The organism is Rhizobium sp. SRDI969 (assembly GCF_025152725.1).
GTDB classification, from domain to species: Bacteria; Pseudomonadota; Alphaproteobacteria; order Rhizobiales; family Rhizobiaceae; genus Rhizobium; species Rhizobium leguminosarum_I.
Window position 1 is genome coordinate 66484 of the sequence record NZ_CP104037.1, and the last position, 13357, is coordinate 79840.

General features: G+C 59.6%; 14 protein-coding genes and 1 pseudogene. 7 read left to right on the top strand and 8 right to left on the bottom strand.

Translation table 11 applies throughout. From position 1 onward, the window contains the following. Positions 1-3: 3 nt before the first annotated feature. Positions 4-1017, bottom strand: a complete 1014-nt coding sequence (locus N2A41_RS27460) for a sugar ABC transporter substrate-binding protein (protein ID WP_260111669.1) — start codon at positions 1015-1017, stop codon at positions 4-6. A gap of 418 nt (positions 1018-1435) precedes the next feature. Between N2A41_RS27460 and N2A41_RS27465 the strand changes: the two genes are divergently transcribed. The 5 genes from N2A41_RS27465 to N2A41_RS27485 all read left to right on the top strand — a co-directional run bounded on the left by N2A41_RS27465 (position 1436) and on the right by N2A41_RS27485 (position 5508). Next, positions 1436-2299, top strand: a complete 864-nt coding sequence (locus tag N2A41_RS27465; protein ID WP_260111670.1) for a helix-turn-helix transcriptional regulator — start codon at positions 1436-1438, stop codon at positions 2297-2299. Positions 2300-2406: 107 nt separating this feature from the next. Further along, positions 2407-2844: a VOC family protein gene (locus N2A41_RS27470; protein ID WP_260111671.1), complete on the top strand. Its 438-nt coding sequence runs from the start codon at positions 2407-2409 to the stop codon at positions 2842-2844. 53 nt (positions 2845-2897) lie between these two features. Next, positions 2898-3944, top strand: coding sequence for an ABC transporter substrate-binding protein (locus N2A41_RS27475; RefSeq protein ID WP_260111672.1), 1047 nt, complete (start codon positions 2898-2900; stop codon positions 3942-3944). A gap of 8 nt (positions 3945-3952) precedes the next feature. Then, a complete protein-coding gene (locus N2A41_RS27480) occupies positions 3953-4741 on the top strand; it encodes an ABC transporter ATP-binding protein (protein ID WP_260111673.1) in 789 nt (262 codons plus the stop codon). Continuing rightward, entirely contained in the window at positions 4738-5508 is a 771-nt protein-coding gene (locus tag N2A41_RS27485) for an ABC transporter permease (RefSeq protein ID WP_260111674.1), read from the top strand. Before N2A41_RS27480 ends, N2A41_RS27485 begins: the two co-directional genes overlap by 4 nt. Positions 5509-5596: 88 nt before the next feature. Here the strand turns inward: N2A41_RS27485 and N2A41_RS27490 are convergent, their stop codons facing one another. Next, a complete protein-coding gene (locus N2A41_RS27490) occupies positions 5597-6523 on the bottom strand; it encodes an alanine--tRNA ligase-related protein (protein WP_260111675.1) in 927 nt (308 codons plus the stop codon). An 84-nt stretch (positions 6524-6607) separates the two neighbouring features. On the opposite strand from N2A41_RS27490, the gene N2A41_RS27495 reads away from it, so the two are divergent. Further along, positions 6608-7039 (top strand): antitoxin Xre-like helix-turn-helix domain-containing protein, encoded by a 432-nt coding sequence (locus tag N2A41_RS27495; RefSeq protein WP_170280656.1) that lies wholly within the window; start codon positions 6608-6610, stop codon positions 7037-7039. Next, positions 7036-7518 carry an RES family NAD+ phosphorylase gene (locus tag N2A41_RS27500; protein WP_170280657.1) on the top strand — a complete coding sequence of 161 codons (483 nt, stop codon included), beginning with the start codon at positions 7036-7038 and terminating at the stop codon, positions 7516-7518. Before N2A41_RS27495 ends, N2A41_RS27500 begins: the two co-directional genes overlap by 4 nt. Positions 7519-7537: 19 nt before the next feature. On the opposite strand, the pseudogene N2A41_RS27505 reads toward N2A41_RS27500, so the two are convergent. The 6 genes and pseudogenes from N2A41_RS27505 to N2A41_RS27530 form a co-directional block, all read right to left on the bottom strand. Then, positions 7538-7827: pseudogene (locus N2A41_RS27505) on the bottom strand (HlyD family type I secretion periplasmic adaptor subunit); the annotation flags it as partial. A gap of 995 nt (positions 7828-8822) precedes the next feature. Next, positions 8823-9230 carry a type II toxin-antitoxin system VapC family toxin gene (locus tag N2A41_RS27510; protein WP_260111676.1) on the bottom strand — a complete coding sequence of 136 codons (408 nt, stop codon included), beginning with the start codon at positions 9228-9230 and terminating at the stop codon, positions 8823-8825. Beyond that, positions 9230-9484 (bottom strand): type II toxin-antitoxin system Phd/YefM family antitoxin, encoded by a 255-nt coding sequence (locus tag N2A41_RS27515; RefSeq protein WP_260111677.1) that lies wholly within the window; start codon positions 9482-9484, stop codon positions 9230-9232. Before N2A41_RS27515 ends, N2A41_RS27510 begins: the two co-directional genes overlap by 1 nt. Before the next feature lie 169 nt (positions 9485-9653). Next, complete coding sequence (gene pdxA / locus N2A41_RS27520; RefSeq protein ID WP_260111678.1) at positions 9654-10640, bottom strand: 4-hydroxythreonine-4-phosphate dehydrogenase PdxA; 987 nt, start codon at positions 10638-10640, stop codon at positions 9654-9656. 29 nt (positions 10641-10669) lie between these two features. Then, positions 10670-11803, bottom strand: a complete 1134-nt coding sequence (locus tag N2A41_RS27525; RefSeq protein WP_260111679.1) for an iron-containing alcohol dehydrogenase — start codon at positions 11801-11803, stop codon at positions 10670-10672. 358 nt (positions 11804-12161) lie between these two features. Further along, positions 12162-13349, bottom strand: coding sequence for a sialidase family protein (locus N2A41_RS27530; protein ID WP_260111680.1), 1188 nt, complete (start codon positions 13347-13349; stop codon positions 12162-12164). Between the last annotated feature and the right edge of the window lie 8 nt (positions 13350-13357).

Below are 13357 nucleotides of genomic sequence, written 5' to 3' on the forward strand. Positions count from 1 at the left end.
GTGTCAGCCGATGCCGAGTTTCTTGGTGACTTCGCCGACATTGGTCTTGTTGGCGAGCAGGGCCGGAACATAGGTTTCGCGCGGCAGGGTCTGGCCGGCGAGCAGCTTGGCGACATTGCGGATGGCGGTGCGGCCGATTTCCGCCGGCTGCTGGGCGACATCGGCGCCGGCCGGCGAATTCGGATCGGCGATGAGCTGCAGCACTTCCGGGCTGCCATCGACGCCGTAGGTGCGGATCTCGGTCCGCCCGGCGGCTGCCAAAGCCTGGGTCGCGCCAAGCTGCGGAATGTCCCAAGCCGACCAGATCGCCTTGATCGAACCCTTTTCCGGATATTTGTTGAGGATGGCCGTGATCTGCGTGAAGGCATCCTGCACAGTATTCGGGATGACGTCGCGCAGTTCCGGCTGGAGGATTTTCACCTTCGGGAAATATTTGACGACATTGACCAGCTGGTCGTAGCGGATCGCGCAGGGCGTTACGCCGTAGAAGCCGTTGAAGACGACGATATTGCCTTCGCCGCCGATATCGGAGACGAGCTGCAGCGCCAGGTCCTTGCCGATGCCCCAGTTATCGGAAGTGGTGTTGTTGATCGAATTGGTCGAACCGACGTCGACGCTCAGAACCGGGATTCCGGCATCGCGCGCCTTCTTCAGCCAGGGATCGATGACGCTGAGCGTGCCGAGGATTTGAACGATCGCATCCGGCTTCTGGGCAATCAGTGTCTGCAGCTGCGAGACCAGCTTGCCGTCATTGCGACCGGCATCGACGGCGATCGGCTCGCCGCCGAGGCGCTTTACCTCTTCGATCTGGGCATTATAGGCCTGCAGATCGAAGAAGTGATCGGTGCCGGTTGCGCTGATGGCGATACGCTTGCCTTTCAGCGACAGTTCTTCGCCCGCGGCAAAAGCCGGTTTCTGCCCGATCAGCGAAGCACTAGCGACGGCGACCCCGGCCGCGGCAGACAATTTCAGCAGATCTCGTCTTCCGAGACCGCTTTCAGACTTTTCGATACGCATCGCATTTCTCTCTAATTAAATTATGTCTATAGATTAAATGGATTAATGCCGGTGGATAGGAACGAATTTCCAAAAGAACGATCTCCGGGGGAAAGAGTGGACGGAATTAAAGCTCATCCCTGGCCGCGGTTTCCCGCGACCAGGGATGATTTCGGAGGCCTCGGCGGTTTTCAGAGCGGTCGATGAGTCTGCAGCCACCGATCAAGAAGAACATGCACTGCATAATTCTTGCGCATGCGACCAAAGTTGCCGAAGGCGAACTCCTGCCAGGCCGCGGTGCCGTGCGGCGCGACAGCAGGCGTAAAATCACGATTTAATGGGTACCGTTGGGTTTTGGGCTGCGACGTTGATATCTAGCGCAACGCTTGGCTCCACTTGGCGCGCAACTTGCCTCTCTGCTGCCAGGGAGAATGAAACAATGCCCGATATCGACCCGCAGATTTTCTCAATAAGCCGGCCATCCCTCGGAGGCTACAAGGCCTTCGTTCAACGCGACATGATCGTTGAGACCTATCGCAGCGCCGCGGGGCAAATGGTTTCGAGGGGCTCCCTTCATAGAATTTCGATCAACCGCACGGCGCACGGCAAATATGCCTATCGGCTTGGAAGCGGGGCGTTCCGCAAAGTTGAGAGGCCGCCGTTCACCCTGGGATTTCAACCGGCCGCCACGGTCCTCGAAGTCGATGGCGATGCAGCGGATTATATCTCGATCTTCCAGTCACCTGCGCTCTACAGCGGCATAGGCGGCTCTCGCTTCGATCCCGAGCATTGGGATAGTGACGCGCTCAGCGCGACGACTGATCCGACAACGCTGCAGGTCGCGCTTTCCCTTGCATTTGCCGCCGAGAAGACCGGGTGCGACGACCCGCTTTTGATGCAGCATCTGGGGATGGCGCTCGCCTGTTGCGTCGTAAAACTGCTGGGCGCCAAACCTGAAGCCGGCGATCGTCCGCTGACATCGGACAATCTCCGGCGTGTGATCGATTACATCGAGAACCTGCTTGGCAAATCCGATCTGAGTGTCGAGGAGCTGGCCGGGGTGGCCCATATGAGCCCCTTTCACTTCAGCCGGGAATTCAAACGGGCAGCCGGCATGGCGCCGCATCGCTTCGTTCTCGAACGCAGGATCGAGCGGGCGCGACTTTACCTCGCCGATAGCAAGGAGACGCTCGCAAACATCGCTTATGCCACAGGCTTTTCCAGCCAGGCGCATTTCTCCAGCGTCTTTCGCCGTCTGATGGGGGCGACCCCGAAGGAATACCAGCGTTCGGTCCGTCTTTGAGACGGCTCTTGCCGATGACAGATCAGCAGCTTTGCGAAAGACAACCGCACGAATTTGAAATCTCTTGAGGCTGCGGTCTGCGAGGCTTTTCCCATCAGGAGGCCCATATGACCGCTTTTGCCCAAACCAATCCGATTACCGACATTTGCTTCCTGGTCGAGGATATCGACAAAGCATCGGCTTTCTATGTCGAGCGTCTTGGCTTCAAACCACGCCGCCGTGCTCCCGGCTTTGCCGATTTCAAAGGGGCGGGCGTGACGCTGGCGCTCTGGGAGATCGAGCATATTGCCGAGAATACCGGTGTCTCAAGCCGCCGTGCCCCTCCAGGTGCGCACAAGGCCTGCGCGGCCATCGAGCTCGCCTCGCCAGAGCAGGTCGATGCTGCCTATGCGGAGCTCAAAGCTGCGGGCGTGCTCTTCCACGCGCCGCCGCAGGACTATGTCTGGAACGCGCGATGCGTCTATTTCTCCGATCCTGACGACAATCTCTGGGAAATCTATGCGTGGTCCGCAGGTGGCCCGATCGGTGACATCGGCCCGCAATAGCGAAGCGCAATCGGCCGGTCGTCCAACAATCCAACAATGGGAAAGGCAAGCAAATGAACGGGGATGACAAGCAAATCGTGGTCGGCAGGCGTACCGTCCTGAAGGGCGGAGCCTTTGCCCTTGCTGCAGCGACGGCAGGGATCAGCGTGTTCGTGCCGCGTCACTCCAAAGCCGCCGCATCCAAGGTCGTCATCAAATATGACTGGCTGATGAGCAACGGACAGATCGGCGATATCGTCGCAGTCAAGCAGGGCCTGTTCCAGGCCGAGGGTCTCGACGTCGAGTTTTCCCCCGGCGGTCCCAATTCGGCAACGGTGCCGCCCGTGATCACGGGTGATGCGCAACTCGGCCAATTCTCGGATTCGGCACAGCTTCTTCTGGCCAGGTCATCCGGCGTGCCGATCAAGATCTTCGCCTGCGGTTTCCGCATGGCGCCTTTCGCCTTCTATTCGCTGCCGAAGGCGCCGATCCGCACCGTCAAAGACATGATCGGCAAGCGCATCGGCATCCAGCCGACGGCCCGTTATGTGCTCGATGCCATCCTGCTGAAGAACAATATCGATCCTGCCAGCCTGACTATCACCAATATCGGCTTCGACATGACGCCGCTGATGACCGGCCAGGTCGATGCCGTGACCGGATGGATCACCAACACACAGGCCCTTTCCATCATCGGCCCCGACCGCATCGATCTGATGATGAAGGACACGGGCCTGCCCTCCTATGCCAATGTCTATTTCGCCACCGACGATGCCGTGAGCGGCCATGCCGAGACGCTGGCAAAGGTGCTGCGTGCCGTCGCCAAGGGCTGGGCCTGGACGCATGAACATCCTGAAGAGGCGGTCAAATTGACGGTGGAGGCCTATCCGCAGCTCGACCTTGCCGTGGAGCTGAAGACGGTGCCGCGCATATTGTCACTGAGCTTCGACGCAGCGACCGGCAAGGATGGTTGGGGCAGCTTTGATCCGGCCGCCCTTGGCGAGCAGATTTCCGTTTACGACAAGATCGGTCAGTTCAAGAGCGGCGCTCCGAAGCTGGAGGACTGCTATACGACTGAGATACTCGACATGACGGCGGGTGAGCGCCCGAAGATTGCGTGAGAGCGAATTTGCCTGAAGCAGCGGCCATCGAAACCAAGGATCTGGCTGTCGGGTATGCTGGCACCGCCGAGACGACCCGCATTCTGTCCGGCGTCGACCTCAGCGTCGGCAGGGGCGAGTTTCTGACCATTCTCGGCCCTTCCGGCTGCGGCAAGTCGACCTTGCTGCGTGCGGTGGCGGAACTTCTTCCGCCGCTTGACGGGCGGCTGTCGGTGCTCGGCAGGACAGCGTCGGAGGCGCGCCGGCGGCGCGAGGTCGCCTTCGTCTTTCAGGACGCAACGCTGCTGCCGTGGCGGACTGTGAGGGAGAATGTCGCGCTGCCGCTGCAGGTGGGGAAGAAGAGCGTCTCGCGATCGGTCGATCCGCGGCCCGACCACTGGATCGAACTGGTCGGCCTGTCGCATCTGGCCGATCGCTATCCGCATCAATTGTCCGGGGGCCAGCGCCAACGCGTCGCCATAGCGCGCGCGCTTCAATGCGAGCCGGATATCCTGCTCATGGACGAACCCTTCGGTGCGCTCGACGAGATCACCCGTGAACGACTGAACGACGAGCTTCTGGACGTCTGGCGGCGGACCGGCACGACCATCCTGTTTGTCACCCACAGCGTCGTCGAGGCGATCTATCTCGGCGGACGCGTGCTGGTCCTGGCGGCCAATCCGGGCCGCGTTCAGGCGCTGATCGACCTTGCACCGCTGAAAGACGAGCGTGGGCTCTGTCGGCGCGAGAGCCTCGATGTCCAGGAGACCGCCGCCCATCTGCGCCAATTGCTGCAGCAGGGGAGTTCGGCTGCATGATGCATCGTCCGTTGTCATTCGCCGAGGCAATCGGCCTTCCTGTGATCGGCGCCCTCTCGCTGCTTTTCGCCTGGCAATGGCTGGTGCCAGCGCTCGGTATTCCGGCCTATATTGTTCCAACACCGCTGGCGATCCTGCGCACGCTCGGAACGGAATGGCGCTTCCTTCTGTCGAATGCGATCCCGACATGGGGTGAGGCGGGCCTCGGCTTCCTCCTGGGCAACAGTCTCGCCGTGATCATTGCAATTGCCTTTGTCTATAATCCGCGCTTCCAGGCCGCCTATTTTCCCGTTGTCCTGCTCTTCAACACCATTCCCGTGCTGGCGCTCGCGCCGATCATCATCCTCATCTTCGGCCTCGGCATGCTGCCGAAGGTAATCATTGCCGCGCTGATCTGCTTCTTCCCAACCCTGGTGAATACCGCCCGGGGCCTCAATCTGGCTACTGCGAGCGAGCTTGACCTGATGCATGTGCTTTCGGCGAGCGGGTGGGAGACGTTCTGGCGCCTGCGCGCCCCACGGTCTGCCCCCTTGCTTTTTGCGTCGCTGCGCATTTCGGCAACCACCTGTGTGATCGGCGCGATCGTCGGGGAGTGGATCGGTTCGAACCAGGGGCTGGGCGCTGTCATCATCCAGTCGACATTCAACTATCAGGCGGAAAGGCTTTTTGCCGCCGTCGTGCTCGCCTCTTTCTCCGGCATCGTCTTTTTTGCCGCTGTTGCCCAGATCGAGCGGATTTTCCGTCGGCTGCAGCCGGGGCAGAGCTGAAAGCGTTCAATGCGGGCGCCGCAACGCTGACGCTTTCCAGAATATGACAAGGCCTCCCGGTGTTATCTGCGGGAAGCCTTGTCCGTTGCTACTCCTCCATGCTCTCACTGATGTCGAAGAGATCGATGCCATGGGTGTCGAACCACCAGTCGGGACTCATCTCGGAATGGCGTTCACGCAGACGCAGATATTTGGCGCGCAGCCGCTTCTGGCGCTCGACCTCTTCCTTGAAGAAGGGGTGATCGAGCGTGCCGCCCATCTTGTGGATGCGACGGAGCAGTTTTCGCAAGACATATCCCTGCTCCTTATTACTCGGCCGGTAGCCGCTTTCCACGATTGTCATGACCGTCTCGCACAGTGTCCCAAGCGCATCGTCTTGCGGCGTGCCGTTGACGATCATGTCGAGCCGTTCTGCGCCGAAGCCGACGTCGATGCAGGTTCCGAGCGGATTGACGATGTTTCCGATCTCGACGCCATCCTTGTAAAACTCGGTGCAGTATCCGCTGATGCTGCCATCGCTCCACATGCATTCCGGATCCGGCATGATGGGCACGCGCCCACCATAGAGCGGCGTCCATTCCACCAGGCGATCCGGATGGATCGTTACATGATCCGGCACGAGCCCCAGCGTTCCCAGAAATTCGAGCCAGAAATCGATGGCGTTGCCGACGGTCATTTCCCTGAAGGAGAAAAGGCCGAGCATGGTGAAATGGAGAAGATGGGTTCCGTCGCCGATCTCGTCGAGGTCGCCCATGCGCAGGCAAGCCTGGCTGTTTGCGACGGTTCCACTATGGGAGGGATCGGAGAAGAGGGGCTTGTACTGCTGCATTCCAGCGCTGCAGAAGAGCGTGGTATCATCATGCGGCCGTACGGATTGGATGCGTATGAAATCGATGCCTTTGGAAAGGCAGAACTGTTGATATTGCTGGATCAGGCGTCCCGCGGTGACATAGGCAACCTCCTTCGTTGTTCGTGTGCCTTTGGAAAAGATAGTGGTCTCCGGCGTGCACGGCAACCTATCGAAGATAAGCCGAATGGCGCTCTTGAAGATTGGCTCACTTGAGACTAAATATAGCCTCAAGTGGGAAGGAGCTTTGCCATGATGGGATTTGCAGTCATCGCCGACGTTCTCGGATTGCCCGCCAGGGAACCCGCATCGCGCTCAGCCTTTGGCCTGCTCTCCAGCATTGAGGAAGGCTTGCCAGTCAAGGCGCTTGATCGCATGGCGCTGCTTCTGGCGCCTGATGATACCCAGTTCAAATATAGGCTCGTTCCAAAGGCCACCTATGAGCGGCGCAAGACCAAGCATCGGCTCTCCTCCGACGAGGGCATAAAGCTCGCCCGTCTGGCGCGCGTCTGGGGATCGGCGCTCGATGTCTGGCAGACCGAGACCGAGGCACGTGATTTCCTGTTTCGGCCGCATGCAATGCTGGAGGACAGGCGGCCAATCGACGTGGTCATCCAGAGCGAGATCGGCGGTGAGCTCGTGCTCGATATTCTCGGAAGCCTGAAATACGGCAGCGCTGCGTGAGCGCACAGGTTCTTGACCGCACACTGACATCCGTCCGCATCGGAGATCCCAACGGAAGCTATCCGATCTTCGACGCCACTGGCTCGACCATCGCGCCGGGACGGTGGAACATGTCGGGCAGCCCGATCATCTATACGAGCGAGCACTATTCGACGGCGCTGCTGGAAAAGCTCGTCCATGGCAGCGGGCGGCTGCCGCCCAACCAGCACTATGTCACGATCACCCTGCCGCGTGGGCTAAGCTACGAAGTCTTCTCCGAGCCCGCGCTGCCCGGCTGGGACAGCATGCCGGCTGTTGTCAGCAAGGCTTTCGGCGAAAAATGGTGCCAGGAAAAACGCAGCGCCATCCTGCTGGTCCCAAGCGTCGTCGCCCGAGTCGACCGCAACATATTGATCAATCCGGCCCATCCGGAATTCGCCTCGATCGCGGTAAGCCTCCACCAACCGGTCTTCTGGGATCGTCGCTTGTTCGGCATGTGATGGGGGTGGCGGTTTTAGGCTACCGCTCCTGCATCGCTTCGGATGCAATTTCAGTCAGGGGAGAGTGGAGATATTCGAGAATGCGCCGGATGCCGGCCTTGACCTCGACGGTGACGGCATGCCCGGCGAGAGCGCAACGCGCGTTCCATCGATATCGATGCCTGCCTCATCCGGCTTGATGGTGACCGGGAAGACCAGGTTTTGGACAGGCTGGGCATTGCCGATCGGGATCACGCTCTGCAGCTCCTTTGCCGGCTGGCCTTCTAGCTGCTGCGCATCCGGTTCGGGCATGGCGCCGGTCACGACCCGTCTGCCACATCTCCCAATCCGAAATGTCAGCCATTTAATTCCTCCAGAGTTCGTTGCGTGATTAATTCTTCGTCTGCATTCTCGAGATAATTAGGAATAAAATTGAAATAGCTCCTACCAATATCAAAGATCCCACAAAATTTACGAAGTACAATACAACGAATTTATGGGCCTTCCCGCCGAACATAACACTTCGTAATCGAGCAGGCGCTAAAAATAGGAAAGTTAAACGTAATCAGACAAAACATAAAGTAGATTATCACGGTAAAATAAAGAGTTGATAATAGCGTCATTTCCTTTATTATCATTAATGTCGGGTCGCCGCGAAGCTTCTTTTCAAGGACAAATGTTGCTATGAAACATATCGCAGTGAGGAACTGTCCCGCGATTAACACTATGCGTAGATCGTAACTTAATAAAAACATCAGTGAACTTGCAGCAATGATTCCTAACGGAAACAAAAAGGCGGCAACAGAACGCTCTCCAGTCATTTCTCTTCGACGGACAAGAGCTGCGGTAGTCACATAGGCCGACCATATCGTGGCTACGATCGGAACCGGTCCGATGACCCAAGGCAGGCTAAAAGAAGGCATAAATTCCCCGAATATACCTATCAATATTTAATCGGCTTAAGGCCTATGCAGCCATAAGACATTTTATTAACATGGTATGCAATTCGCTCGCCTGTGATTTTACGAATGCTTAACTCTAGTAAAGTGTCAATGCCTAGAAAGGCCGGGTATCAAGGTCAAGGGCAGCAAGCTCGTACCGAGCGAAGGCCGGGGAAAACCCGTACCGGCAAACCCTTCGCGCCATAGCTACGCGACTCGTTGAATTTGGCGCGAAACTTCCTGTTTTAGGTTCGGTAGAACGAGGCTCATGCAATAGAGCTGCTCCGAGATATAAGCATTGCGCGGGCATGCCGGAGGCTGCGACGCGGACGGGATTTGGACATCAGAAGACTGGGTTTCTGCGGTGAGCGCTGCTTCGACTGCTCAGGCGTCCGTCTCCCATGGATTGATCACCGCAGCGCCGGTGTCATCAAAATCGCCGACATTGCGAGTGACGACAATCAGATCATGAACGATCGCGGTTGCGGCGATCAGCCCGTCGATATCGCCACGCGGCCGGATGCCGGCGATACGGCCCCATTCGACGGCGATCTCGTCGGTCACCGGCAGGATCCGGTCGCCGTGATCATAACGCAGCTTGCGTAGCCACTCGGTGAGATGCGCCGCGGTCTTCGGATCCGATTTCTGTTTGAGGGCAATGCCGCGCATGATCTCGCCAAGCGTCAGCGCGCTCAGGTGGATGGTGAGCGGATCGGCGGAGCGCAGCCACGAGACCGCCTGCGGCGTGCCGCGTCGCGCCTCCGAGACGATGTTGGTATCGACCAGATACATCAGAAGGCTACGACGCGGCTTGGAGTTTTGTTGCGTGCTTCGACCGCATCGGCGAACTCATCGTCCCAAGCGGGGCCGCCGAGCAGGTCGTCGACGAGCGTCGGCCTGCCGGCGCGCAAGGCGTCATAGTCGCGGGCGGACAAAACGACGGCCGTGCGCTCGCCACGCACGGTCACTACCTGCGGCCCTTCTTGTCGGGCCTTCTGCACGACCTTCGAAAATTGGTTTTTGGCGTCCTGCAGTTGCCATTCCATCGATTCCGCTCCTAGCTAGACTGTCTAGCTATGTAGGCGCGGAATGCTTGTACGTCAACGGCGGGACGTTCCTGAACGACAGAGTCCGGTTCTGCTATGAGGTGTCATAACAAAGTTCGACATCGTTGTGTTGGTGATCGGCACCTGTCGGTCTTACTGGAAGCCGCGATCACGCTGTCTGCCGCGGCGAGCGGGCCATCAGCCGGGCATAGGCGATCGCTGAGAGCATGTTGACGTGGTTGGCTTTGCCGGTGCCGGCAATGTCAAAGGCCGTGCCGTGATCGACCGAGACGCGGTCGATCGGCAGGCCGAGCGAGACGTTGACAGCCGTGTCGAAGGCGACGAGTTTGATCGGTATATGACCCTGGTCGTGATACTGGGCGATGACCAGATCGAAGGCGCCGTTATAGGCGCGGGCAAACACCGTATCGGCCGAGATCGGCCCGACGACGTCGATACCCTTTGCCTGCGCCTGCTCAACGGCGGGCGCCAGGAATTCCATGTCCTCGGTGCCAAACAGGCCGTTTTCGCCGCAATGGGGATTGAGGCCGGCGACGGCGATACGCGCTGTTTTGCCGAGGCGCAGGAAGTGCCGGTGACCGGCTTCGATAGTCGCCAGCACTCGCTCGGTCTTGGCGCGCTCAATCGCACCCTTCAGCGAGATATGGGTGGAGACGTGGATGGTGTTCAGCCGCTCGGAGGCAAGCAGCATGAAGGAGCTCTTCGAGCCGGTGAGATGCGCGAGCAGCCCGGTATGGCCGTCATGGTGATGGCCGGCGAGGTTCATCGCCTCCTTGTTGATCGGCGCGGTGACGATGACATCGGCTTGACCAGACATGGCGAGATCGACGGCGCGGGTGATGTAGCGCACCGAGGCATCGCCGGCGACCGGGCTGACCTTGCCGATTTCGGGGAGGGCCGCGCCGAGCGCGACTTCGTCGACGGCGATCCTGTCGTCGCTGGTTATATCGGCAGCCCCGAACCGCAGTCCGGTGCCGCTGACACGGTCGGCGCGCTCCAGCGCTTCGACATTGCCGACGATCACGAAATCGCGGCGCTCCTCCCTTGGAAGGGCAGCCAAGGCCTTGACGATCACCTCGGGGCCGACGCCGGCCGGATCGCCGAGCGTTACCGCGACTTTCGCATTCCTGTCCATCAATCGAGTTCCTTCCAAAGACCCGTCGCCTAGAAGGCGGCCGCATAAATCGAGCGAATGTCGGCGCGCGTGAGATCGCGCGGATTGTTATCGAGCAGACGGCGAATGGCAAAGGCGTCTTCGGCCATGGCGTCGAGATCGCTTTCCGGCACGCCGAGGCCGGAAAGCTTCATCTCGATGCCGAGTTCGGCGCAGAAAGCGTAAGCCGCATCGAAGACGGAGGTGACGTTTTCGGAGGTTTCACGCCCAAGCGCTTCCATCACCGCCCTGGTTTTCTCAGGCGCGGATGGTGTGTTGAAGGCGAGAACATGCGGAAAGATCAGCGCATTGGCCGCGCCATGGGCCACATGCCAGCGCGTTCCGAGGGGGTAGGCGAGCGCATGGCCGCCGGCGGTGTTGACCGGGCCGAGGCAGAATCCGCCGTAAAGCGAGGCGAGCGAGAGGCCGGCACGCGCCTCGGCGTCATTGCCATCCCTGACGGCGCGGGCGAGATATTTGCCGACGAGCCGCGTTCCCTCGATCGCATAGATGTCGACCATCGGATGGGCCTTGCGGTTGGTGAAGGCCTCGACGCAATGGGCCATGGCATCGACGCCGGTTGCCGCCGTCGTGCGGGCCGGGACACTGAAGGTCAAAGCAGGATCGATGACGGCGATATCGGCCAGCATATGCAGGCTTTCGACGGCAAGCTTTGCCATCGTCGCCGGATCGGTGACCAGCGCGCGGATGCCGGCCTCGCTGCCGGTGCCCGATGTCGTCGGCACCTGGGCGAGCGCGACCTTGCGCGGCCCATGCACCTTGTTCGGACCGACGACCTCCCGCAGCGTCTGGGCGGAACCGGCAAGCACTGCGGCGAGTTTTGCCAGATCCATGGCGCTGCCGCCGCCGAAGCCGACGATCAGTTCGGCATCGGCGGCGTTTGCCGCCGCCAGGACCTTTTCGAGATTGGCCGTATCCGGTTCAGGCGTCACTCCGGCAAAGACGGCTACCTCGCCCTTCAGCTCCAGCACGTCGATGCGTGAAGCGTTGAAGGCATCGGAGATGACGAGCGTGCGCCGATAGCCCTTTTCATCAGCCCATTTGCCGAGCTTTCCCGCCGTGCCGACGCCGAATTCGATCAGATGCGGCCGAACTATCGTGATCGGCGAATCCAAGCTGGCCATGAACCAGTCCTCCCTGCAAGATCTTGCGGCACTATCGTCGCCCTCTTTAATGTAAAGTTGTAAGATCAATGTCAAGCCGACATTCCAGCGAGCGGAATTTTTTATCATCGGATGTGCGCTCGGCCGCGGGCTTTAAGGCGGCGTTTCGCGCTCGTATCGATAAAGATATCAAAGTATTATTAAGTCTGTAGTGATGAAACGACATGTCAGACACCAACTAGCCATCAACTTTGCGGCGGCGGTGAATTGCCCAAACCTGTTGTCAATTTTCTGTCAGCCAGCCCCACACCCGCTGTCATCCCGCATGCTTGCGCATGCGAGCGGATGCAGGACGACAATTTTCCGGCTGCCGCTTTGTTTACGGCAGGAATTGCCGGGCGAGGCGCACATATTTGATGGCGCGTCGGTAGTAGGTGTAGGCGATATGGAGCGTGCCGTCGCTGCCCTGGATGATCGAGGGATAGGAGAATTCGCGGTTCAGCGAATCCTTCGAATTGTTGCTGAGACAGAAGCCGTCGCCGGTATCGAGGTCGATGCGATGCGGAAAGCTCTTGCCGCCATCCCTTGATATCGCAAGGCTCAGCGGCGCGCGCGGAACACCCCAGACGGCCTTGCGTGAGCTGGTATCGGCAACGACGGCGGTCTCTCCAGCCTCGCCACTCTCTATTTCGTCGTAGAGAGACTGGCGCCGCGCGTCCGACATGGCGGCATTCGAATGGTTGTAAACCATTGCGATTGCTCCATCATTCAGGACAGTGGCCTGGATCGAGGAATTGTTGTTCGGCAATTCGGCAGGCTCGGGCGCGCTCCATGTCTCGCCGCCGTCGGATGATCGGCTGGACAGGATGTTTTCGGCGAAACGGTTGCGGTAGAAGGCGATCATCTCGTCGCCGCCAAGCGGCAAGATATTCATGTGCACCGCGCCGATACTGTCTGGAATATCGCGCATTTCCCAACTGGCGCCGCCATCACGCGACACCAGCACGGCTGCCGTATCGGCATCGCCGCTCCAGCGCTGGCCATTCAGGCCGACGCAGCGGAACACCGGAAGCAGCCAGTCGCCTTTGCCGTTGACGACGATCTGCTGGCGAATGAATGTGCCGGGGCTGTCGCAGAGGATACGAACCGGGCCGAAGGTCTGGCCGCCATCACCTGAAATCCGGCATTTGACAACCGAGCCGTCCTGATTGCCCGAGGTCTGCGAGGTATAGAGCAGCCATATTTTTCCGTCCGGAGCCTTGAAAATCAACGGGTTCTGTTCGGATTTCTCCGGATCGTCGCTCATCTTTTCCGGCACCGACCAGCGCTCGGAGCCCGGAGCCAGCCGCGACATGTAAATCGAGATATCACCCATGCCCTCCATCGTGCCACCGAACCAGACGCAGGTCAGCGTGCCGTCCCGCAGAAAGGCGAGATTTGCGGCATGGTTCTGGATGCAGGGGGAGGGCAGATAGGCATCCGCACGACCCTCGACCGTGGGGTGAGGGGCGATGACCCCGGTCATCAGGGCCGGAACGGCTTCCGAAGGCAGGCCGGTAAAACTCATGACGGATC